The sequence below is a fragment of the Micromonospora sp. LOL_024 genome (genome assembly GCF_048060415.1).
Lineage (GTDB): Bacteria > Actinomycetota > Actinomycetes > Mycobacteriales > Micromonosporaceae > Micromonospora.
The window spans coordinates 655,748-677,291 of sequence record NZ_JBHMIS010000001.1 but is presented as its reverse complement, the minus strand read 5'-3'; the positions used below and the strand labels follow the sequence as shown (position 1 = coordinate 677,291).

Annotated in this window: 23 protein-coding genes and 2 tRNA genes; 9 read left to right on the top strand and 16 right to left on the bottom strand. The window is 71.0% G+C overall.

Annotation, left to right across the window (positions count from 1 at the left end; all coding sequences use genetic code 11):
• Positions 1 to 28: 28 nt before the first annotated feature.
• The gene (locus tag ACFHWY_RS03325) at positions 29 to 1,600 is read right to left on the bottom strand and encodes an MDR family MFS transporter (protein ID WP_416578547.1); all 1,572 of its coding nucleotides are present in this window, start codon (positions 1,598 to 1,600) and stop codon (positions 29 to 31) included.
• A gap of 113 nt (positions 1,601 to 1,713) precedes the next feature.
• Between ACFHWY_RS03325 and ACFHWY_RS03320 the strand changes: the two genes are divergently transcribed.
• A complete protein-coding gene (locus ACFHWY_RS03320) occupies positions 1,714 to 2,298 on the top strand; it encodes a TetR/AcrR family transcriptional regulator (protein WP_416578546.1) in 585 nt (194 codons plus the stop codon).
• Here ACFHWY_RS03320 and ACFHWY_RS03315 read toward each other — a convergent pair.
• On the bottom strand, positions 2,295 to 2,807 hold the full coding sequence (locus tag ACFHWY_RS03315) for a GNAT family N-acetyltransferase (protein WP_416578545.1): 513 nt from the start codon (positions 2,805 to 2,807) through the stop codon (positions 2,295 to 2,297). The two genes, ACFHWY_RS03320 and ACFHWY_RS03315, sit on opposite strands and share 4 nt — an antisense overlap.
• On the bottom strand, positions 2,804 to 3,019 hold the full coding sequence (locus ACFHWY_RS03310) for a biotin/lipoyl-binding carrier protein (protein ID WP_092378133.1): 216 nt from the start codon (positions 3,017 to 3,019) through the stop codon (positions 2,804 to 2,806). Before ACFHWY_RS03310 ends, ACFHWY_RS03315 begins: the two co-directional genes overlap by 4 nt.
• 171 nt (positions 3,020 to 3,190) lie before the next feature.
• Here ACFHWY_RS03310 and ACFHWY_RS03305 point away from each other — a divergent pair, with 171 nt between their 5' ends.
• On the top strand, positions 3,191 to 3,331 hold the full coding sequence (locus tag ACFHWY_RS03305; protein ID WP_416578544.1) for a 50S ribosomal protein bL37: 141 nt from the start codon (positions 3,191 to 3,193) through the stop codon (positions 3,329 to 3,331).
• A gap of 58 nt (positions 3,332 to 3,389) precedes the next feature.
• Here the strand turns inward: ACFHWY_RS03305 and rsrA are convergent, their stop codons facing one another.
• The 5 genes from rsrA to ACFHWY_RS03280 all read right to left on the bottom strand — a co-directional run bounded on the left by rsrA (position 3,390) and on the right by ACFHWY_RS03280 (position 6,829).
• Entirely contained in the window at positions 3,390 to 3,677 is a 288-nt protein-coding gene (gene rsrA, locus ACFHWY_RS03300; RefSeq protein ID WP_416578543.1) for a mycothiol system anti-sigma-R factor, read from the bottom strand.
• A 1-nt stretch (position 3,678) separates the two neighbouring features.
• On the bottom strand, positions 3,679 to 4,494 hold the full coding sequence (locus ACFHWY_RS03295) for a sigma-70 family RNA polymerase sigma factor (protein ID WP_416578542.1): 816 nt from the start codon (positions 4,492 to 4,494) through the stop codon (positions 3,679 to 3,681).
• Positions 4,495 to 4,811: 317 nt separating this feature from the next.
• Complete coding sequence (locus ACFHWY_RS03290; protein WP_416578541.1) at positions 4,812 to 5,426, bottom strand: alpha/beta family hydrolase; 615 nt, start codon at positions 5,424 to 5,426, stop codon at positions 4,812 to 4,814.
• Positions 5,427 to 5,529: 103 nt separating this feature from the next.
• On the bottom strand, positions 5,530 to 5,922 hold the full coding sequence (locus ACFHWY_RS03285; RefSeq protein WP_416578540.1) for a WhiB family transcriptional regulator: 393 nt from the start codon (positions 5,920 to 5,922) through the stop codon (positions 5,530 to 5,532).
• A gap of 196 nt (positions 5,923 to 6,118) precedes the next feature.
• Entirely contained in the window at positions 6,119 to 6,829 is a 711-nt protein-coding gene (locus ACFHWY_RS03280) for an SOS response-associated peptidase (RefSeq protein ID WP_416578539.1), read from the bottom strand.
• A 101-nt stretch (positions 6,830 to 6,930) separates the two neighbouring features.
• Between ACFHWY_RS03280 and aroA the strand changes: the two genes are divergently transcribed.
• The 4 genes from aroA to ACFHWY_RS03260 all read left to right on the top strand — a co-directional run bounded on the left by aroA (position 6,931) and on the right by ACFHWY_RS03260 (position 11,209).
• Positions 6,931 to 8,235, top strand: coding sequence for a 3-phosphoshikimate 1-carboxyvinyltransferase (gene aroA, locus ACFHWY_RS03275; RefSeq protein WP_416578538.1), 1,305 nt, complete (start codon positions 6,931 to 6,933; stop codon positions 8,233 to 8,235).
• Positions 8,236 to 8,374: 139 nt separating this feature from the next.
• A complete protein-coding gene (rsgA, locus tag ACFHWY_RS03270) occupies positions 8,375 to 9,325 on the top strand; it encodes a ribosome small subunit-dependent GTPase A (protein WP_416578537.1) in 951 nt (316 codons plus the stop codon).
• A 55-nt stretch (positions 9,326 to 9,380) separates the two neighbouring features.
• Entirely contained in the window at positions 9,381 to 10,184 is an 804-nt protein-coding gene (gene hisN / locus ACFHWY_RS03265) for a histidinol-phosphatase (RefSeq protein WP_416578536.1), read from the top strand.
• A 59-nt stretch (positions 10,185 to 10,243) separates the two neighbouring features.
• Complete coding sequence (locus tag ACFHWY_RS03260) at positions 10,244 to 11,209, top strand: hypothetical protein (protein WP_416578677.1); 966 nt, start codon at positions 10,244 to 10,246, stop codon at positions 11,207 to 11,209.
• On the opposite strand, the gene ACFHWY_RS03255 is transcribed toward ACFHWY_RS03260, so the two are convergent.
• Complete coding sequence (locus tag ACFHWY_RS03255) at positions 11,164 to 12,366, bottom strand: glycosyltransferase (RefSeq protein ID WP_416578535.1); 1,203 nt, start codon at positions 12,364 to 12,366, stop codon at positions 11,164 to 11,166. The two genes, ACFHWY_RS03260 and ACFHWY_RS03255, sit on opposite strands and share 46 nt — an antisense overlap.
• A gap of 136 nt (positions 12,367 to 12,502) precedes the next feature.
• Between ACFHWY_RS03255 and ACFHWY_RS03250 the strand changes: the two genes are divergently transcribed.
• On the top strand, positions 12,503 to 13,498 hold the full coding sequence (locus tag ACFHWY_RS03250; RefSeq protein WP_416578534.1) for an SDR family oxidoreductase: 996 nt from the start codon (positions 12,503 to 12,505) through the stop codon (positions 13,496 to 13,498).
• Between the two features lie 98 nt (positions 13,499 to 13,596).
• A complete protein-coding gene (locus ACFHWY_RS03245) occupies positions 13,597 to 14,169 on the top strand; it encodes a DUF5709 domain-containing protein (protein WP_416578533.1) in 573 nt (190 codons plus the stop codon).
• Positions 14,170 to 14,188: 19 nt separating this feature from the next.
• Here ACFHWY_RS03245 and ACFHWY_RS03240 read toward each other — a convergent pair whose 3' ends face one another.
• Together ACFHWY_RS03240 and macS are read right to left on the bottom strand one after the other, a co-directional pair.
• Positions 14,189 to 14,851, bottom strand: coding sequence for a response regulator (locus tag ACFHWY_RS03240; protein WP_416578532.1), 663 nt, complete (start codon positions 14,849 to 14,851; stop codon positions 14,189 to 14,191).
• Positions 14,848 to 15,972 carry a MacS family sensor histidine kinase gene (macS, locus tag ACFHWY_RS03235; protein WP_416578531.1) on the bottom strand — a complete coding sequence of 375 codons (1,125 nt, stop codon included), beginning with the start codon at positions 15,970 to 15,972 and terminating at the stop codon, positions 14,848 to 14,850. The genes ACFHWY_RS03240 and macS overlap by 4 nt, the downstream gene beginning before the upstream one ends.
• Before the next feature lie 116 nt (positions 15,973 to 16,088).
• Between macS and ACFHWY_RS03230 the strand changes: the two genes are divergently transcribed.
• On the top strand, positions 16,089 to 16,559 hold the full coding sequence (locus ACFHWY_RS03230; RefSeq protein WP_416578530.1) for an ATP-binding protein: 471 nt from the start codon (positions 16,089 to 16,091) through the stop codon (positions 16,557 to 16,559).
• A 41-nt stretch (positions 16,560 to 16,600) separates the two neighbouring features.
• Here the strand turns inward: ACFHWY_RS03230 and ACFHWY_RS03225 are convergent, their stop codons facing one another.
• From ACFHWY_RS03225 to ACFHWY_RS03205, 5 genes are all read right to left on the bottom strand, one after another.
• Entirely contained in the window at positions 16,601 to 17,431 is an 831-nt protein-coding gene (locus ACFHWY_RS03225; RefSeq protein ID WP_416578529.1) for a phosphoribosylaminoimidazolesuccinocarboxamide synthase, read from the bottom strand.
• Positions 17,432 to 17,494: 63 nt separating this feature from the next.
• The gene (locus ACFHWY_RS03220; protein ID WP_416578528.1) at positions 17,495 to 17,749 is read right to left on the bottom strand and encodes a hypothetical protein; all 255 of its coding nucleotides are present in this window, start codon (positions 17,747 to 17,749) and stop codon (positions 17,495 to 17,497) included.
• Between the two features lie 108 nt (positions 17,750 to 17,857).
• A tRNA-Met gene (locus ACFHWY_RS03215) sits at positions 17,858 to 17,931 on the bottom strand.
• A gap of 218 nt (positions 17,932 to 18,149) precedes the next feature.
• A tRNA-Met gene (locus tag ACFHWY_RS03210) sits at positions 18,150 to 18,223 on the bottom strand.
• A gap of 142 nt (positions 18,224 to 18,365) precedes the next feature.
• The gene (locus tag ACFHWY_RS03205; RefSeq protein WP_416578527.1) at positions 18,366 to 21,368 is read right to left on the bottom strand and encodes a UPF0182 family protein; all 3,003 of its coding nucleotides are present in this window, start codon (positions 21,366 to 21,368) and stop codon (positions 18,366 to 18,368) included.
• Positions 21,369 to 21,544 lie beyond the last annotated feature (176 nt).

Sequence of the window (21,544 nt, the reverse complement as noted above, 5' to 3'; positions counted from 1 at the left end):
CGTCAGGAAGGGCTCCTTTTCCCACAGGTCAGCGGGCGAGGGCGGTCTCGGCCTGCTCCTGCGGGCTGGCGGCCTCGGGGGCGTTGCTGGTCCGCAGTGGGATCTCCCGGATGAACCAGGCGAGCAGCGGGACCACCACGGCGAAGATCACGGCCCACAGGAATACGTGCGAGATCGCGTCGGCGAGGCCGCCCAACACCAGTTCCCGGGCCTGTGCCGGCAACTCCTTGAGCTGCTCGATGTTCATCGCGGCACCGGCCTCGCCGCCGCCGCTGAAGGCGTCGCCGGCCGTCGAGCCGGCAAGTCGGTTGGCGAAGATCGCGCCGAACAGCGAAATGCCGAACGATCCACCGATGGAGCGGAAGAAGGTGGCCGCCCCGCTGGCCGCGCCGAGGTCCTTCTGGGCGACGCTGTTCTGCGCGATCAGCATGGACGTCTGCATGAGGAAGCCCATGCCGGCGCCGAGCACGAGCATGTACAACGACGAGGTGACCTTGCTGGTGTCCACGTCCAGCAGGCTCAGCAGGGCGAGGCCGACAGCCATCACCACACCGCCGACGATCGGGAAGATCCGGTACCGCCCGGTCCGGGTGATCGCCCGGCCGACGACCAGCGACACCACCAGCATGCCGAACATCAGTGGTAGCAGCAGCAGGCCGGAGTCGGTGGCCGAGGCCCCCTGGACGGTCTGCTGGTAGAGCGGCAGGAAGTTCATCGCGCCGAACATCGCGAAACCGAGCAGGAAGCCGATCACCGAGATGAGGGCGAAGTTCCGGTTGACGAAGAGCCGCAGCGGCAGGATCGGCTCGGGAACCCGCCGCTCGACGAACCCGAAGAGCACCAGCGCCGCGAGCGCCAGTACGGCGAGGCCGAGGATCTGCGGAGAGGCCCAGGCGTACTCGTTGCCACCCCAGGTGGTGATCAACACGATGCCCGTGATGCCCACGGACAGCAGTGCCGCACCGAGCCAGTCGATCCGGTGCTCGGTGCGGTACTTGGGCAGGTGCATGGTGACGATCAGCAGCACCAGCGCCACGCCGCCCAGCGGCAGGTTGACGTAGAACGCCCAGCGCCAGGAAAGGTGGTCGGTGATGAAGCCGCCGACCAGCGGGCCGGCGACCATCGCGATCGCCATGATTCCGGCGATCATGCCCTGGTAGCGGCCGCGCTCGCGGGGCGGCACGAGGTCGCCGATGATCGCCATGACGCCGACCATCAGGCCACCGGCGCCCAGACCCTGGACGGCCCGGAAGGCGATCAACTGGACCATGCCGTCGTCGGGACCGCCGAGGAACCCCGACCCGGCCATGCCGCAGAGCGCGGAGCCGGCCAGGAAGATCACCACAGCGGTGAGGAAGACGGCCTTACGGCCGTAGAGGTCGCCGAGCTTGCCCCAGATGGGGGTGGAGACGGTGGTGCCCAGCACGTACGCGGTGACCACCCAGGTGAAGTGGTTGAGCCCGCCGAACTCGCCGACGATGCGCGGCAGGGCGGTGCTGACGATCATGTTGTCGAGCATCGCCAGCATCATGGCGATCATCAGTCCGAAGAGCACGACCCGGATATTCGGTCGCGCGACGGTCTGGGTCTGTTCGGCCATCGGTAAGCTCTCCCCCCGAGATGCGGCGCACTTACCGGCCGCCCGGCCAGCACCTTACTAGCCGGACGGTAAGCTGGACAGGCGACGGCGGTCAAGTTGACTAGGTGGTACGAGTGAGCCAGGGCACAGGCGGCACGCGACAGCGGATAAAGGCGGTCGCGTTGGAGCTCTTCACCGAGCAGGGCTACGAGGCGACCTCACTGCGCGAGGTCGCCGAGCGCCTCGGTGTCACCAAGGCCGCGCTCTACTACCACTTCAAGAGCAAGGACGAGATCGTCACCAGCGTGGTCTCCGATCGGCTGGACCGGATGGACGCCCTGATCACATGGGCCGAGAACCAGCCGGCCGGGCAGGCCACCCGCCGCGCCGTCATCGAGCGGTACGCCGACGCCATGTTCAGCGGCGAGGAGCCATCGGTGATGCGCTTCTTCGAGCAGAACCAGACCGCGCTGAAAAGTCTATCCGCCGGCCGGGAACTGCGCGGCCGGATGTTCCGGCTGGCCGCCGTGCTCTCCCACGGCGACGACTCCCCCGCCGCCCAGCTACGTGCCGTGCTCGCCCTGTTCGCCGTGCACAGCAGTTGGTTCGCCGTACGCACCCCGAACATCACCGACACGCAGCGCAAGCGGGTGGCGCTGGAGGTCGCCGACGAACTGCTCGCCGCGATCGCCGACCCACCTGCGCCCACCGCGCCCTAGGGCGTCGGGGCGATGGGTAGGCGGAGCGCGAGCAGGTTCACGCCGGGAAGCGGAGTCCAGTCCTGCTCCGGTACCCGGACGAAGCCGCGCCGCCGGTAGAGCTGGTGGGCGGCCTCGGCGTGGCCGGCGCGTACACAGATCATCAGTGCCGTGCAGCCCAGCGCGACCGCCCGCGCCACGCACGCCTCGACCAGCGCCGCACCGGTTCCCCGGCCCTGCGCCGCCGGGTCGACCGCCAGCATCCGGAACTCGGCCTCGCCCGCGACGCACAACTGGGCATACCGGGTGCCCGGCAGCACGAAGGTCACCGAGCCCAGCAGCCGGCCGGTCACCGCGTCGACGGCGGCCAGGATCTCGCCGTGCTCCGCCCGCCCGGCCACGTCGGCCAGCACCTCGGCGTATCCGGTCTCACCCTTGAGCTGGCCATCGGCCTCGTACGCCGCGACGGTGAGTCGGGCCACCGCGGCGAAGTCGGCTGGCCCGGCCCGACGGACCAGCGTGCTGGTCAACCGATCACCGCGATCAGGTCACCGTCCTGCACCACGTCACCCTCGTTCACCGCGAGCTGCTGCACGACGCCCTCGGACTCGGCGATCACCGGAATCTCCATCTTCATCGACTCCAGGATCACCAGCGTGTCCCCCTCGGACACGGTGTCCCCGGCCGACGCGACGACCTTCCAGACGTTCGCCACCATCTCGGCGCGGATCTCCTCGGCCATCTCTCCCGGCCCCTTCTCTCGCGACTGCCTGCGACGTATCCAATCACGCCCCGGCCGCCGGTGGGTGCGCAGCGGCGGCCCGGCACGTCCCGATACCCCGGTCCATCGGCCCCGCGAGCGGTCCGGCGCAGCCGGCCGCACTAACATCAGCGGGTCAGGCCCTGACGCCGGGTGAAGAACCGCGCCCACCCGCACCGGGCCCTACGCAGACGATCCGGCCATCACGAGGAGGTCAGCATGGCGAAGAAGTCCCGCAAGAAGAAGGCCCGCAAGAAGAACGCCGCCAACCACGGCAAGCGTCCCAACTCCTGAGGCGAAGGCCGACGGACACACCGGTGGCCCGGGTCGAGTCCGACCCGGGCCGTCGCAATCAGTCGGTCAACTCCCGCGATTCGCTGCTCTCGAACACGACCAGCTCGCTGATCCGTACCCGCAGCCGCTCACGCAGCTCGTCCGGCGCGGACTCGTTGCCGCAGCACCGGGCCACGAGCGCCTTGACCTCCTGCTCGATGCCGTACTCCCGCAGGCACGGGCCACACTCGTCGAGATGGTGCTGGATGAGCGACCGGCGCTCCTGGGCGCACTCCAGGTCGAGATAGAGGTAGACCTCGGCGATCACCTGACGACAGTCGGTCTCGTGCGGCTTCCCACAGCTCACGTCACACCTCCCCGCCGGCGGTAGCGGTCGAGCTCCGGGCCGGTTGAGCGGCGGAGAAGCCGCGCTCCGAGGCGTAGCCCTCAAGCAGTTTGCGCAGGTTACGACGCCCGCGGTGCAACCGCGACATCACGGTGCCGATCGGCGTACCCATGATGTCGGCTACCTCCTTGTAGGCGAAGCCCTCGACATCGGTCAGGTAGACCGCCAGCCGGAACTCCTCCGGCAGTTGCTGGAGGGCGTTCTTGACGTCGCTGTCGGCCAGCCGGTCGAGCGCCTCGGTCTCGGCCGACCGCAGCCCGCTGGAGGTGTGCGACTCCGCCTCGGCGAGCTGCCAGTCAGTGATTTCCTCGGTCGGCGCCTGCACCGGCTGCCGTTGCCGCTTCCGGTAGGAGTTTATGTAGGTGTTGGTCAGGATCCGGTAGAGCCACGCCTTAAGGTTCGTGCCCTGCTCGAACTGGTGGAAGGCGGCGTACGCCTTGAGATAGGTCTCCTGGACCAGATCCTCGGCGTCCGCCGGGTTGCGCGTCATCCGTAGGCCGGCCGCGTACAGCTGATCGACGAATGGCATCGCGTCCCGCTCGAACCGGGCCCTGCGCTCGTCCGTCTTCTCGGTGGTCAACCGCACATCCCCTCGGGTCGGATGCTTCTTCGCCGAGGATACGCGCACGGACCTGTCGGGAGATTCGGTTCCGACGGGTGGGCCCGTCGCCACCTTTGCCGGTGGTACCGCCGCCGGCCAGTCGGGACCGGCCAGCAACTGCTTGAGCTGCCGGGCGTCCCGATCGTCACGTTCCCGGTTCCGGATCTCGGTCGGCACCGGCCACCCCCTCGCGCAGTGAAGCTTCTCCGACCTCGCCCTGCGGTCAGTGCGGGAACCGGCCCACGCGGGTCTGGAGAAAGCTCAGTGGTTGTCCGAGGTGTTCAACGCACGCCGAGGGCCAGGACATTCCGTCCCGCCCCAGCGTTCCTGGTCCCGGCCGCGGCGGTGCGACCGAGGCTGGGACCAGGAAGGGCCTGGGAGCCCGGTGTCACCGCCCGATCGGGCATGGCGACGCCATCGGGTGCAACGAACCGACGCGTCCGGCGGAAACGGCGCTGGCACGGCGGGCAGGTACGGCAGGGTGGGCGGGAAGTTCAGTCCCGGGCCCATCCCCGCTCGCGCAGCCAGCCGATGACCGCCGCGGCCGTACCGCCCGGGTCGCCACGCAGGTCGTGCCGCTCGCCCGGCCGGACCACCACCCGCACGCCGGGGCCCGGCTCCGGCACGCCGAACGGGTCCCGGTCACCGCTTACCACCAGGGTCGGCAGGCCGGTGCCCAGTTCTCCGGCCCGGCTGCGTTCCGGGCGGCCGGGCGGATGCAGCGGGAAGGCGAGGGCCACCACACCGGCGGCGCCCACGGCCGCAGCGGTCCGGCAGGCCACCCGCGCCCCGCTGGAGCGGCCACCCACCACCAGGGGTACGCCCGGACAATGCCCTCGGAGCACGGCCAGCACGGCGGTCCACACCTCGTCGAGGTGCCCGGCAGGGGCCGGCGCCCGCCGACCGGCGACCCGGTAGGGCTGGGTCACCCGGGCCACGGCCACTCCGGCGGCCAACGCTGCGTCGCGCAGCGCGAGCAGATCGGGGGCGTCGACGTCACCACCCGCCCCGTGGCCGAGCACCAGCAGCGCCCGGGCCGGGCCGGCCGGTGGGTCGAGTTCGGCCCGCGCCGGACCGCGCGGCGTCTCGATGAGGTGGTCGTACGGCACCGTCCCATTGAACCGTGTGCAGCCGGCACCTCCCTGCGGTTCGTCATCGCGAGGTTCGGGGCGTCGCCGGTCCACCGGGCAGGCCCGGTGGACCGGCGACGCCTCAGCTCAACGGAACCAGGGTGAGCAGCCGGTCGCGCACCGGCGGGCCGGCTGCACTGGCTGCGTCCGGGTCGGGCTGCACCTCGCTGCGCCAGGCCACCAGCATCGCCCGCCGCTCCCGTGGGGTGGTGCCACCCCACACGCCGTGGCAGTCGCCGACCTCCAACGCCCAGGCCAGACAGGCACCCTGCACGTCACAGCTGCGACAGAGGGTCACCGCCGCGTCTGCCGGCTCGTTCGGCGCCGGAAAGAACGTCTCCGGGTCGACGCTCTGACAGGTGCCTCTGGTACGCCAGGCTTCGTCCTCTCGTCGCTCACGCAACGCCCGCAACAGTCGCGGGTCACGCCTCGCGGCGGCCACCTCGTGCGGACGGGGCATACGCGCCCGTGTCATCCACCCACCTCCCCCGTGGGACCAGCAAGATCGATAAGTATCGTTCACCCGACGTCAACGACACCCATCACCGGCGCTGTGTTCTATCGCACTTACCCATGCCGGGACAAGTCTCTGCCGAGAAGTTGGCGCTACAGCCGAGTCATTTTTCACCCACAATCGCAGCAAATCACTCCCGACAATGCGCGGAGCGAAATCAGAACAGCGGGCGGTCCAGCGGGTCGGCGCCGCCCGCCGGAGACACCCTGGCGATCAGTTCGGGGCCGTCGTTGCGGACGTTACCCACCGCCCGCCCCACCGGCCGCACCTCCAGTCGGGCCAACCAGCTCCGCGGCGGCGGGACGAGCAGCTCCGCGTCGCCACCATCGGAGTCCAGCCAGGTCGCCCACCGATCGGGCGGCATCAGCAGGGGCATCCGGTCGTGCACCTCGGCCAGTTCGCCGAGCGCGGCAGTGGTCAACACGCTGCAGGTCAAGAGCGGCCTGTCCGGACCGCCCCAGACCGACCAGATGCCGGCGAAGGCGAGCACCGAGCCGTCGCGCGGCGTCATGTAGTACGGCTGTTTCGCCCCGCCGGGCAGTCGCACCCACTCGTACCAGCCGTCGGCCGGGACCAGGCACCGGCGGCGGGCGTACGCGGGAGCGTACGCCCGGCTGGTGGCGACCGTCTCGACGCGAGCGTTGATCATGCGGGCGGCGCCGGCGGGCGACCGGGACCACGGCGGCACCAACCCCCACCTGCCGAGCGAGAGCGCGCGGTGCCCGGCCGAGCTGACCCGGACCAGCGGCACAGGGTCGGTCGGTGCCACGTTGTGGTCGGCGACGAGACCGCCCCCGGTCTCGTCCGCGGACTCGAACAGGCCGCTCAGGTCACCGGCGCCGCGGGTCGTGGCGTACCTCCCACACATGCCGTACACGCTAGCGCGCCGCAGCCCAGCCGGCTGTCCCGCCAGCCGGGAGCGCCGCTGGGCAGCCGCCGTCACCGGCCCCGACACGGCACAATGTAGCTGTGCGGAATCTGACCGCGACCCGGCCGCGACAGCCGTGGACCGCCCCGACCGCCAGCGATCCGGTTTCGGCGTCGCTGCGCCTGCCCGGGTCCAAGTCGATCACCAATCGGGCCCTGGTGCTCAGCGCGCTGGGCGCCGGCCCGTCGACCCTGACCCGGCCGCTTCGTGCCCGGGACACCGAGCTGATGGCCGCCGCGCTGCGGGCGATTGGCGCCCACGTCTCCATCGCCGACGACGACCGGTGGCTGGTCCGGCCGCACCAACTGGTCGGGCCGGCGCACGTCGACGTGGGCCTCGCCGGAACCATCATGCGTTTCGTGCCCCCGGTGGCCGGACTGGCCGAAGGGCAGGTCACCCTCGACGGTGACCTGCACGCCCGCAACCGCCCGCTCGGCCCGCTGATCGAGGCGCTGCGCTCGCTCGGCGTGCGCGTCGACACTCCCGCCTCGGGCAGCCTGCCGCTGGTGGTGATGGGCGCCGGTCGGGTCACCGGAGGCGAGGTCGTCATCGACGCCTCGGCCTCCAGCCAGCTGGTCTCCGGCCTGCTGCTCGCCGCGCCGCGCTTCGACCGGGGTCTGGTGGTCCGGCACGTGGGTCCGCCGGTGCCCTCGGCACCACACCTGCGGATGACCGTGCAGATGCTGCGGGCCGCCGGTGCGGCGGTCGACGACAGCACCCCCGATGTCTGGGCAGTGGAGCCGGGCCCGCTGACCGGCCGCAGCTGGGAGGTCGAGCCGGACCTCTCCGGTGCGGTGCCGTTCTTCGCCGCCGCTCTGGTCACCGGCGGTGAGATGACCCTGCGCGGCTGGCCGCCGCAGGGCAGCGCCCAGCCGGTGGAACTGCTCCGCACCCTGCTCCAGCAGATGGGCGCTGAGGTCGCGCTCACCACCGAAGGGCTCACCGTGCGGGGGACCGGGTCGGTACGGGGCCTGCGCGCCGACCTGTCGGACGTCAGCGAGCTGACGCCCGCCCTCACCGCGTTGGCGATGCTCGCCGACTCCCCCTCGGTGTTCACCGGGATCGGCCACATCCGTGGGCACGAGACCGACCGGCTGGCTGCGCTGGCGCGGGAGTTCACCGCACTCGGCGCGGATGTCACCGAGTCGCCCGACGGGCTGGAGATCCGGCCTCGGCCACTGCGTGGCGGGATGTTCCGCACCTACCAGGACCACCGGATGGCGCACGCGGCGGCGGTGGCCGGACTCGCCGTACCCGGCATCGAGTTGGACGACGTGGCGTGCACCTCGAAGACCATGCCGGAGTTCCCGGCACTATGGTCAGCAGTGGTGACCGGCAAGAGCTGAGCGAAGAAGAGGGGCGGCCCTGGCGACCAGGCGCGAGTACGACGAGGACGACGTACGGGTCCGGCCCGGTAGATCCTCCCGTCCGCGTACCCGCACCCGGCCGCAGCACGCCGACGCGAAGGACGGCTTCGTCGTCGCCGTGGACCGCGGCCGATACACCTGCGTCTCGGCCGGGGCGGAGCCCGACGAGCCCACCGTCAACGCGATGCGCGCCCGGGAACTGGGGCGAAAGTCGGTCGTGGTCGGTGACCGGGTCGGTCTCGTCGGCGACACCACCGGAGCGGCCGGCGCACTGGCCCGCATCGTCCGGATCGAGCCGCGCGGGTCGGTGCTGCGGCGCACCGCCGAGGACGACGCCAGCACCGCCGAGGGGCGGCTGGAGCGGGTGGTGGTCGCCAACGCCGACCAGCTGGTTATCGTCAGTGCACTGGCCGATCCGCCGCCGCGCACCGGGTTCGTCGACCGCTGCCTGGTCGCCGCGTACGACGCGGGCATCGAGCCCTTGCTCTGCCTGACCAAGGCAGACCTGGCCGGTCCCGAAGCGGTCCTGGACTACTACACCGAGCTGGAGCTGCGGCACGTGCTCATCCGTCCGGACTCGCCACTGGACGAGCTGCGCAGCCTGCTCGCCGGACGACTCTCGGTGCTCGTCGGGCACTCCGGGGTCGGCAAGTCGACGCTGGTCAACCGTCTGGTGCCAGCGGCAGACCGGGCGGTCGGCACGGTCAGCGCCATCGGGCGGGGCCGGCACACCTCGACCAGCGCGGTGGCGCTGCGGCTGCCCGCCCTGGCCCACACGGCCGGCGACCCGGGCTGGATCGTCGACACCCCCGGCGTCCGCAGCTTCGGCCTGGCACACGTCCGCGCCGAGAGCCTGCTGCACGGCTTCCCGGATCTGGTCGAGGCCACCGTTGACTGTCCGGCAAACTGCCCACACACCGCGGACGAGATCGACTGCGCCCTGACGGCCTGGGTCACCGACGGCCGGGCCGATCCACGTCGACTGGCCTCGTACCGCCGGTTGTTGGTTTCCCGGGCCGGCGACACCGACCCGCGCGGCGAGGCCCAGTCGCGCGGACGGGCGGAGTGAGCCGACCACCCGCCCCCGGGATCCCTCCGGCGCCGGCGTCGCTACCGTGTCCGGCATGACCGGGTACGCCGACGACCTCGCCCTCGCCCACCGGCTCGCCGACGCCGCCGAGGCCATCTCGACGGCCCGGTTCCGCGCGCTCGACCTGCGGGTCGAGTCGAAGCCCGACCTGACGCCGGTGTCGGACGCGGACACCGCCGTGGAACGTCAGATCCGTGCCCTGCTCGCCGAGCACCGCCCCGGCGACGGGCTACTCGGCGAGGAGTACGGCGCCAAGCCCGCCGCCGGGACACGTCAGTGGGTGGTCGACCCGATCGACGGCACCAAGAACTTCGTCCGGGGAGTACCGATCTGGGCCACCCTGATCGCACTGCTGGACGACGGTCGGCCGGTCGCCGGGCTGGTCGCCGCGCCGGCGCTGGGCCGCCGCTGGTGGGCGGCGCTCGGCACCGGGGCGTACGCGGGCCCGGACGCCGCCCGGGGCGAACCGATCCGGGTCTCCGGGGTGACGAAGCTGGCCGACGCCAGTGTCTGTTACTCCTCATTGGGCGGTTGGGATGAGGCCGGCCGGCTGGAGCCGGTGATCCAGCTGATGCGGGACACCTGGCGCAGCCGGGCCTACGGCGACTTCTACGGTTACATGCTGCTGGCCGAGGGCGCACTGGACGTGATGATCGAGCCTGAGCTGTCGCTCTGGGACGTGGCCGCCCTGGTACCCATCGTGACCGAAGCGGGGGGTACGTTCACCGATCTGGCAGGGCGTCCGGCCCCTGCCGGCGGCGAGAACAGCGCCGTGGCCAGCAACGGCGCACTGCACCACGACATCCTCGATCGTCTCGGTCGACCGGCCGCGCGCTGACACCCGGTAGCCTCTATCCTCGCCAGGTGGCTACCTCGGGTTGGTGTTTCCTCGCGGCGATGATCGTCGCGTACGGCGTCGCCAATCTGTTGCAGTCGATCGCCGCCGCCCGCACCACCGTGCATCACACCTTCGATCCCGGACTGCTGCTGCGCCTGGCCGGACACCGCACCTATCTGGTCGGCCTGGCCTGTCAGGTGGCCGGGTTCGTGCTGGCCTTCCTCGCCCGACGGGACCTGCCGCTGTTCCTGGTGCAGGCGAGTGTGGCAGCCGGGCTCGGGGTCACCGCCGTCCTCGGCGTGGTCGTGTTGAAGTGGCGGCTGCCGATGGCCGAGGTGGCCCTCCTGGTGCTGCTCTTCGCCGGCATCAGCGCACTGGTGCTCTCGGCCCGGCCGGCACCGTCGAAGGCCCTGGGCACCGCGGGCATGGTCGCCCTGCTGGTGACCCTGGCGGTCATCGCGGTCCTGGGCTTCTTCGCGGTCCGGCTGCACGGCGCGCCCGGTTCGGTGGCGCTCGGTTCGCTGGCCGGTCTGGCCTTCTCTGCCGCAGCGGTGGCCGCCCGACCGCTGGCCTCCGCACCGAGTTGGGACGCGTTCCTTGCCGACCCACTGCTGTACCTGCTCGTCGTCCACTCCGTGGTAGGTCAGCTGCTGCTCGGGCTGGCAATGCAGCGGGGTTCCACCACGGCGGCGGTCGCCGCCATGGACGCGGCCGGCGCCGTGCCCGCCGCCATCGTCGGTCTGCTGCTGCTCAACGACAAGATCTGGCCGGGCCGGGAATGGCTCGCCGGCATCGGCTTCCTGGTCACCCTCGCGGCCGTCATCGGACTCACCCGGTACGCCGCACCCCAGCACCAGCACGCCATCGCCCGGGAGACGACCCGCGTTGTGGTCGGCGCCCGGCCGCCGCTGCTCACGCCGCGTACCGACCGACCGGAGTGGATGGTCACGCGCGCGGCAACCAGCGCGGTCGGACGGCCTCAGGCCGCCTCGACCGGTTTGCGTCGGCCGACCACCCGCTCGTAGAGCCGCTCCAGGGCGCTGGCGGTGCGCTCCCAGGTGAAGCTGCACCGGACCCGGTCCACCGCGGCATGCCCATAGGCGAATCGGCCCGCGTTGTCGGTGAGCAGCCGGCGCAGCGTCATCCCGAGGGTGCGTACGTCACCCGGCGGCACCAGCTTGCCGGTCACCTCGTCGACGACGGCGTCGGCGATGCCGCCCATCGCGTAGCCGACCACCGGTACGCCGCAGGCCATCGCCTCCAGTGACACCCGGCCGGCCGAGGAGTAGTGCGGGGTGCACGCCACCACGTCGGCCGAGCGGTACCAGGTGGCCATCTGCTCGTGTGGCACCGCACCCACCAGCTGCACCTGATCGCCCACCCCGACACGTTCGGCCAGCTCACGTAGCCGACGCGCCTCAACCTGGTTGGCCAGCCGGTCGGCCGGCGGTCCTCCGGCGATCACCAGCTCCGCGTCGCCGACCAGGCGCAACGCCCGGATCAGGTCGTCCTGGCCGTGTCCCGGTGAGAGCCCACCCACCGACAGGATCCGGGGTCGTTGGTCGCGCGGAGCGGCCTCACCGTCGGGGTGGAACCGTTCGGTGTCCACGCCGGTCGGAACCATGGCGACCGAGGCGCGTTGCAGACCCATCCGGGTCAGCTCATCGACCTCGTCGTTGCACTGGGCGACCGCGATGTCCACCGCGCGGGTCAGCGCCCGCTCCAGCGGGATGCGGGTGCCGGGTCCGTCGTACTGCGGGCCGAGGTGGCGCAGCTGTTCCATACCGAGCGAGTGGAATGTCTGCACCACCGGAATGTTTGTCTCCCGGACGGCGTGCGCGGCGGCCAGCCCGCCGACCCAGTAGTGGCCGTGCACCACTTCCGGCGTCCAGTCACCGGACCACCGTTCGGCCAGCCACTGGCCGAACTCGGCCACGTAGGGCACCAGCTCGGCGGTGGGGATGGGCGTCACCGGCCCCACCGGGGCCCGCTCCACGCGGTAGCCGTCCAGGGTGGTGCTCTCAGCTGCCTGCGGATCGTCCCGGCGGGTGTAGACCCGGACGTCGTGACCCCGCACCGCCAGTTCGGCGGCGACCCGTGCGATGTGCTCGTAGGTGCCGACGACGGTGCCGTCGTCGGACGGCGGCGCAGCGGCGTGGGCACAGACGAGGCCGACACGCATGAGTCACCTCCATGCAGATGGGGCGATGGTCTCCGGTTCAGAGCGTCCCATTAACCCGGGTCCGACGAGCCGAAACATCGCAGATCGGGGGTGCGGTCGGCGGCATGACCCGGACACTGCGGGGTACCGATGAGGAATGCCTCTCGCCCGAAGCCTTGCGGACTCGACCGTGGTGATCACTGGCGCCTCCGGTGGTATCGGCACAGCGACCGCCTACGCCCTGGCCCGCCACGGGAGCACCGTGGTGCTGGCCGCCCGCACCGAGACGGCCCTGCGCGAGGTGGCCCGCAACTGTCGTTACCTGGGCGGGCGCGCCCTGGTCGTACCCACCGACGTGACCGACGCGGCCGCGGTGCGACGCTTGGCGGCCGCCGCCGTGGCCGAGTTCGGCCGGATCGACGCCTGGGTGAACAACGCTGCGGTCGGCACGGTCGGGCTGTTCGACGAGATCCCGCTGGCCGAGCTCCGCCGGGTGCTGGAGGTGAACCTCCTCGGCACCGCGCACGGCATGTGGGCCGCGCTGCCCCACCTCGGCGCGGCCGGTGGCGGCGTCCTGGTCAACAACGCCTCGGTCCTGGCCGAGGTGGCGATGCCGTACCAGTCCGCCTACAACGCCGCCAAACACGGCGTTCGCGGGCTGACCGACACGGTCCGGCAGGAGCTTCGGATCACCGGCCGCAGTGCCATCTCGATCTGCACCGTGCTTCCCGCCACCATCGACACACCCTTCTTCCGGCACGCCGCCAACCACAGCGGTCGACAGCTTGTGCCACCTCCGCCGCTCTACCCGCCGGAGGTGGTCGCGAAGACGATCGTCCGGCTGCTGTGCCGGCCCCGGCGGGAGGCGTACGCCGGCGGGGCCGGCCGCCTGATCAGCCTGCAATGGCGACTCGCGCCGGCACTGGCCGAACGAGTCCTGGGCTGGTACGCGCGCCGCACCCAGTTCGGGCCGGCACCCGAAGGCGCAAGCGCCGGGAACGTCTTCCAGCCCGACGGCACGGCCACGCCGGTCGGCGGCTGGCACGGCCGGCGTCGGCAGCTGGTCCGGGTGACCGCCGCCTTCGGCCTCGCCGCCGGCAGCGCCGTGGGAACGGTCGCCGTGGTGACCCGCCGCGCCCGGTCCACCCGCTGACCCGGTCCGTCGGGATCCGTGCGGAGGGTGGGACCGTCGGGTGGGATCGGCGGGGGCGGGACCGGTTACGGCGGGAGGGCAGCGGGTAGTGGTCAGTCATGCGCGACGACGAGTACCCGACCCCCGTCTCCGATCCGGAGGCCGACGGCCTGCCCGACACCGCCGACGACGACTCGACGGCCGGCGACGACGTGCTGACCGGCCGGGAGGCGGACGGCCCGGCGCCGGCTCAGCTGCCCGGCGACCGAACTCCGGTGGCCGTCGACGAGTTCGGCACCACCGCCGTCGAGCAGCTCGACGGCGAGTCGCTGGACTACAAGCTCGACCGGGAGCAGTTCGAGATCCCGGTCGACGACCCGCTGGCCGGCCCCGTCGACCCGGACATCGCGGCCGAGGCGGACAGCCGGGAACAGGCGGCGCAGGCGCAGCTCGACGCCGACGTCATCGACCCAGGTCCCACCTCCGACTCGAACTCCCCGGTCTCGCTCTACGACCACGGTCAACTGGGCAGCGTGGCCGATGCCACGGTGGGCCGGCTGGTCGAACCGGACGAGGGTGCGCACACCGACCAGGAGACCGATTCGATCGCGTACGACGCGGGCGCAGCCGGCGGTGGGGCCAGCGCCGAGGAGTTGGCGGTGCACGAGACCCAGCCGCCGCACTCGGTCTGACCCGGCGGCGACGGACGGGTCACTCGTCCAGGCCGCGTTCGATGGCGTACCTGGCGAGTTCGACCCGGTTGTGCAGCTGAAGCTTGCCGAGCGTGTTCTGCACGTGGTTCTGCACCGTGCGGTGCGACAACCCGAGCCGCTCGGCGATCTGCTTGTACGACATCCCCTTGGCCACCAGCCGCAGCACCTCGGTCTCCCGGTCGGTGAGCCGGGGGGCCGAGTCCGGCACACCTCCGGGCGTGCCCTGCCCGACGGCGGCCAGTCTGCGGTACTCACCGAGCACCAGCCCGGCCAGCCCGGGCGTGAAGACCGGCTCCCCCACCGCGGTGCGCCGCACCGCCTCCAGGAATTCCGCCAGGGCGGCGGATTTCAGCAGGTAGCCGGTCGCCCCGGCCTTCACCGCGTCCAGCACGCCCTGCTGCTCGCCGCTGGCCGAGAGCATCAGCACCCGAACCTCGGGCCTGGCCGCGCGTAGCCCACGGATCACCTGGACCCCGGAGATGTCCGGCAGTTGCAGGTCGAGCACCACCACGTCGGGACGGGCGGCGGCGGCCACCCGGATCGCCTGGCGGCCCTCGCCACAGGTGGCCACCACCTGGTGGCCGGCCTCGGCGAGGTCACGGGCCACTCCCTGCCGCCACATCGGGTGGTCGTCGACGACCATCACCCGCACAGCGTTCATGTCCGCCTCCTCGGCACGGTGAGTTCGACCTCGGTTCCGGCACCCGGGGTGGAGCTGATCCGGGCGGTTCCGTCCAGGTCGGCCAGCCGGCCCCGGATCGCCTGGGCCACACCCAACCGGCCCTGGGCAACGGCCTCGTCCAGCCGGCCCGGCGGGAAACCCGGCCCCTCGTCCCGGATCGACACGGTCACCGCGGAGCCCTCGTCCTCGACCAGGACCCAGGCTCGCCCACCGCCGTGCCGGGCCGCGTTGTCCAGTGCCGCGCCGGCCGCCGCCGCCAGTTCGTGGGCCACCGCCGGTGACAGCCACACCGGGGTGGCCGGGACCGACAGCGACACGGCGCCCGAGGCGTACCGGCCGAGCAACGCGCGCAGGTCCACCGGCGTGTCGGGGGCACCGGCCGGTACCTGCCCGACGCCGGATACCAACGCCCGCAGCGCGGCCTCCTGCTCACCGGCGAGCCGAGCCAGTTCGCCCGCCTCGCCGTCCAGTCGGGCGCCGCGCCGCTGCACCAGGGCGAGCACCTGAAGCACGGAGTCGTGGATGTCGCGGGCCAGCCGCTCCCGTTCCCGGTTGGCGGCCTCCAACTCCACCGCCTGTTGCAGCCGTTCCCCGGCGGTCACCGTCAGCCGGGCCACATGCCCGACCACCAGGCCGGCGAGCAGCATGAGGATCGCGCCGTTGAACGCACTCGGTGTCACCACGCCCCGGGTGAAGAGGTCGGTCGCGCCGAGCACCAGCGCGGCGACCGTGCCGCGCCGCCGCCCTCCGGAGACGGCCCAGGCCAGCACCGGTCCGCTCAGCCAGGCCACCGGCAGGGTGGGCAGCCCGGCTGCGAGCGCCGTCCGGCCCATCACCCACGGTGTGACCAGCAGGATCGCCACGACGACGCCCAGATCGGCCAGGAGCAGTGGCCAGCCACGCCGGGCCGGGGTCGCGTAGCCGGCGGCGGTCACGCTGGTCCAGGCCGCCATCACCAGCACCAGCGCACCGGCGGCGATGGGGTGGGCGTACTGGTCCACGTCGCGGATCAGCACCACGCAGACGTACGTCAGGGAAGCCAGCCGGAAGACCGCGACGGCCCGCCAGAGCGGGACCTCGAAACCACCTGGCTCGGGCACGTGCGTCACGATGCCACAGCCGCTTCGGGCCTCCTGCCGCCGATGCGGTTCCCCGAACACTGACGTACGGTGGTAAATGCCGCGTAACCTCTGTGATCTCCTGTCGGGACGGGGCCATGACGAACGGCGAAACCCCCACACCGCGTACGGTGGTGCCCATCGACCATGCCCTGCTGATCGCTGACGCCTTCGACCAGGCCCAGGTGACCGAGCTTCGACACTCGGTTGCCTCGTGCGCACGCGCAACGGGGCTGCGCGACGAGCGACTGGACGATTTCGTGCTCGCCGTCAACGAACTGATCACCAATGCGGTGCGGCACGGCGGCGGTCGGGGCTGGTTGCGGCTGTGGCGTGACCCCGGACTGGTGCGCTGCGAGGTCTCTGACCACGGCCCGGGCATCACCCCGCAGGACCTCGCCAACCGCGGCCGGCCGGCACCCGAGATGGCCGGCGGTTGGGGCCTCTGGCTGGCCCGCGAGCTGACCGACACGATGGATGTCGAGACCGGTCCGGCCGGCACCACGGTACGCATCACCACCGCGGCTGTGCCCGCCGAGCAGCACGTCGGCCGCCACCGCAGCGAGTAGCGGCCCTGCCTTTCGGCGGCGGCCGTACCCCCGGTTGCGCACTACCAGCGGTTGCCGGTCAACTTCTGGTAGACGTCGACGTAGCGGAACCGGGTGGATTCCACCACCTCGGGCGGCACCTCGGGCGGCGGGGCCTGCTTGTCCCAGCCGCTGCCGGCCGCCCAGTCCCGCACGTGCTGCTTGTCGTAGGAGAACTGCGCGCGGCCCGGCTGATAGGACTCTGCCGGCCAGAACCGAGACGAGTCGGGGGTGAGCAGCTCGTCGGCGAGGACCAGCGTCCCATCCGGCGCCCAACCAAGCTCGATCTTGGTGTCCGCGACCAGGATTCCCCGGTCGGCGGCGAGTTCGGCACCCCGGCAGTACACGTCAATGGTCAGCTGCCGCAGCCGTTCGGCGGTCTCCACACCGACCTTGTCGACCACCTCGGCGAAGGTCATCGGCTCATCGTGCTCACCGACCGGCGCCTTCGACGACGGGGTGAAGATCGGCTCGGCCAGGATGGCCGCCTCGACCAGGCCGCGCGGCAGTTCGATGCCGGAGACCGCGCCGGAGGCCTCGTACTCCTTAATGCCACCGCCGGTGAGGAAACCACGGGCGACGCACTCGACCGGCACCATCTCCAGCCGGTGACAGCGGATCGCCCGGCCGGCGAACTCCGCCGGCACGTCGGTTGCCGAGATGACGTGGTTCGGCACCAGGTCGGCGAGTTGCTCGAACCACCACAGCGACAGGGCGGTGAGCAACTTGCCCTTGTCCGGTATGGGGGTCGGCAGCACCACGTCGTAGACGGAGATGCGATCCGAGGCGACCAGGATCAGATCGTCGCCATCAGCGTAGACGTCCCTCACCTTGCCCGAATGCAGAAGTTCCACGCAGACAAGTAGACCATGGGCCGGACGGGCCACCGGTGGCGGACCTGGGGCGCGGGCGGCCGGTCAGCGCCGCGGACCGCCACGACGGCCGCGGGTCATCCGGATCAACAACACGACGACCACGGCCACCACCGCCAGGCAGCAGAGCAGGCTCAGGAAACCGAAGAAGCCGAAGCCGCGTCCGCGCCGCCGGGCCGCCTCGACGACCAGTTCGCCGGTCCCGGTCGAGGCCCAGGCGGCCACCGGGACGAACACCGTCAGCACGACCGTCCCCAGGAGTGTGCCGAGACGTCCGTACCACTTGCCGAAGGTAGACATGCAGCCATCCTCGCCGAGACGCGCAACTGCGAACGGGTGGACACCGTGAACGGCGAGTCGGCCGAAAAGTGAACGGCCCCGGATGATCCGGGGCCGTTCCACTGACCGTAGCGGGGACAGGATTTGAACCTGCGACCTCTGGGTTATGAGCCCAGCGAGCTACCGAGCTGCTCCACCCCGCGTCGCTAGATCCACCCTACCCCACCCACTCACCGCCCCACCCCCACCCCCCCACTCCGTCGGCTAGGGGCTTCCGTCGTCACTGGAAAATCAACAAACGACATCTACCCCTGGATCGACACGGGCAAATCGGTGTTGCCCGCAGGGGAGGGACGTGCCCACCGGGGAAGAGGGGACAAAAAGACCAGGACTCCGGATGAATCCGGAGTCCTGGAAAGAGTAGCGGGGACAGGATTTGAACCTGCGACCTCTGGGTTATGAGCCCAGCGAGCTACCGAGCTGCTCCACCCCGCGTCGCTGGAACTACCGTAGCGCACCACCCCGGGCTGCCGCAAAACGACCCACGGAGTGCTCGACCGCACCTGGCGACCGGCAACGAAAGGGCCCGCGGCGGCGACCAGAGGATCACCGGGCCGCGGGCCCCGTCGTTCGGACGTCAACCCGTGGGTGACGGGCTGCCGGCCGGCGCCCCGACCGCCTGCTGAGCCTGCTGGAAGGCGGTCAGCGCCTCGTCCAGCGCCTTGAGGGCACGACCGTACCGCTCGAAGTCGCCGGACGCCTGCGCGGCCCGCACCTCGGTGATCGCCGCCTGCACCCGGTCGGCCGCCACGCCGAGGTCTCCGGTGAGTGGCGGAGCCTGGCCGCTCGGCGACGGTGAAGGCGTGGCCGGCGGCGCAGGAGTGGCCGGCGGTTCCTCGCCCTCAGGCGGCGGCTCCTCGCCCGTGGCCGGCGGCGGGTTGCCGGCCGCCGCCTGCTCGCCCTGCTCGACGAGCTGCCTGATGCCGTCCGTCGGGTTGTCGGCCAACACCACGAAGGAGCCGCCGTCGCCGTAGGAGAGCAGAACCTTCTGCAGCAGCGGGTACGCGTCCTGCTGGTTGCTCTTCACATAAACCGGTTCGACGTAGAGCATCCCGTTGCCGAACGGGAGCGAAAGCAGGTTGCCGTACTGCACCTGAGCCTGGTTCGAGGAGAGCAGGTTCAGCTGCTGGCGAATGTTGGCGTTGTTGGTCATCTGCTGGTGCACCTGCACCGGACCGGAGACCCGGGTCTGGTCGGGCAGCTCCAGCACCTGCAACCTCGGCTGACCGTCCTGGTACGACCCGGAGATCAGCGCGGCCAGGTTCTGCCGGCCGTTCGGGGTGACCGCGCTGGTGAGCTGGAAGCGCGGCGCCTCCTGGCCGGGGAACTGCGTGTAGAGGTAGTAGGGCGGCTGCTTCTGCCCGCTGTCGGGGGCGTCCGGCACGTTCGGCACCTGCCAGAAGTCCTGGCCGGAGTAGAAGTCACCGGGGTTGGTGACGTGGAACCGGGTCAGCAGGTTGCGCTGCACCTTGAACAGGTCGGCCGGGTACCGGAAGTGGTCGGCCAGCGCCGGCGGGATCTCCGCCCGAGGCGTGATCAGGTCGCCGCCGAACGCCTTGTTCCATGCCTTGAGCACCGGGTCGTTCTCGTCGAACTCGTAGAGGGCGACCGTGCCGTCGTACGCGTCGACGGTCGCCTTGACCGAGTTGCGGATGTAGTTGACGTTTTCCCGGGCCAGCTGGATGGTGCCGCGGCCGGTCAGCTCGTCGGTCGTCTCCTGCTGAAGGTTGACCCGCTCGGCGTACGGGTAGGTGGCGGCGGTCGTGTAACCGTCCACGATCCACTGCACCCGGCCGTCCACCACGGCCGGGTAGGGGTCGCCGTCCAGGGTGAGGAAGGGCGCGACCTTCTCCACCCGGTCCCGGGGGTTACGCACGTAGAGCAGCTTGGAGTTCTCGTTGACCGCCTCGGAGAGCAGGAAGTTCGCCTCCTGCTCTTTGATCGCGTAGAGCAGCTTTCGGCCGAACGAGCCGACGTCGACACCGCCGGAACCGGTGTAGGTGTAGTACGACTCGCGTCCCTCCTCGCCACTCTCGCCGGCGGGCCGGTCGAACTCGGCAGGGTTGGCGTCCGAGCTGGGCTTGCCGACGATGGCGTAGTCGCCGTCCTGCATCCGCTCACCGAAGTAGATCCGGGGCTGGCTCGCCGGAATCTGGTCGTTTGGCGAGGAGCACGTCTCCCGCGACCGCTCGCCCAGGAAACCGGAGACGAAGAACGGCTGACCACCGCAGACCACCTGATTGGCAGGAGCGGCCACCACACCGTACCCGTGGGTGTAGACGGTGTGCCGGTTGATCCAGTTACTCTGCTGGGCGGTCAGTTCGCCGTAGTTGATCTCGCGCACCCCGACCACGTAGTCCTGGGTCTCCCCTTCGACCGCGTACCGGTCGATGTCGAGCTTGGGGCCGAAGTCGTAGAAGCCACGAACCTGCTGGAGCTGGGTGTAGGTCTCACTGACCAGTTGCGGGTCGAGCAGTCGCGCGTTGGGCACCACCGAGGTGTCGGTGGCCAGGTTCTCCGGCGGGGTCAGATTGCTGGCCGCGTACGCCGAGGTCTGGGCGTCCGCCAGCCCGTACGACGCACGGGTCGCGTCGATGCTGCGCTGGATGTATGGCGCCTCCTTGTCCCGGGCGCTGGGCTTGACCTCGAACGTCTGCACCGCCCACGGGTAGATGCCGCCGATCGCGACGGCGGAGACACCGAGCAGCGCCAGGGAGATGCCCGGCCAGACCAGGTTCCGCATCCAGGCATTGGAGAAGACGATGATCGCGATCGCCACCACCACGGAGATGTAGGCGAGGATCTCCTTGGCCGGCAGCAGCGCGTTGATGTCGGCGTACCCGGCGCCGTACACGCCGACACCGTCGTTGTACTCCAGCAGCATCGACCGCCGGTCCAGCACGTACGCGACCGCCTTGAGCAGAACGAAGAGCGCTGCCAGCGTGCTCAGGTGGGCGCGGGCGGCGTTGCTCATCCGGTCACCGATGCCCTGGAGGCGCACCCCGCCGAAGAGGTAGTGCACGGCCAGCGATCCGATCAACGCCAGGACCACCGCGGTGAAGCCGAGCCCCAACAGGAATCGCCAGAACGGCAGCTGGAAGATGTAGAAGCCGATGTCGACGCCGAACTGCGGGTCGTCGACGCCGAAGTTGCCGCCGTGCAGGAAGAGCAGCCACTGGTTCCAGCGGCTCTGTGCCGACAGCCCGGCGAAGAGACCGACGATGGCGGCGGCCACCGTGATCCACAGTCCGAGCCGGGGGCCGAGCAGCATCCGGTACCGCTCCAGGGTGGCCTGTTCCGGAGAGTGCGGGCGCATCCGGGGACGCAGCCGTTGCGCGAGCCAGAGGTTGCCGCCGACGATCGCCGCCATGGCCAGGGCGGCCGCCAGGAAGAGCAACAGCCGGGTGACCAGCACCCCTCTGAAGACCTCGGTGAAGTCGACCTCGGAGAACCAGAGCCAGTCCGTCCAGGCCTGCACCCCCCAGCCGAGCAGGGTGAACAGGACGAACACCCCGATCAGAACACCGATCGTGACGCGTCCGCGTCGGCTCATCCTCGGCAGAGGGCTGCTGCTACGCATGACCACTGTTGGCTCCGCACGCTCGTTATGATCGGCTCCGATCAGGCACCCAGAGTACGGGGTCTTGCTGAAGGCGTCGGCGGAAGGTCGTGCCGCGCCTACGGCGCCCGGTCGCGACCCGACCGTACGACCCGGGTGCAAGCGTCCTGCGTCGACGCTGGATGCTCAGGCCTGGC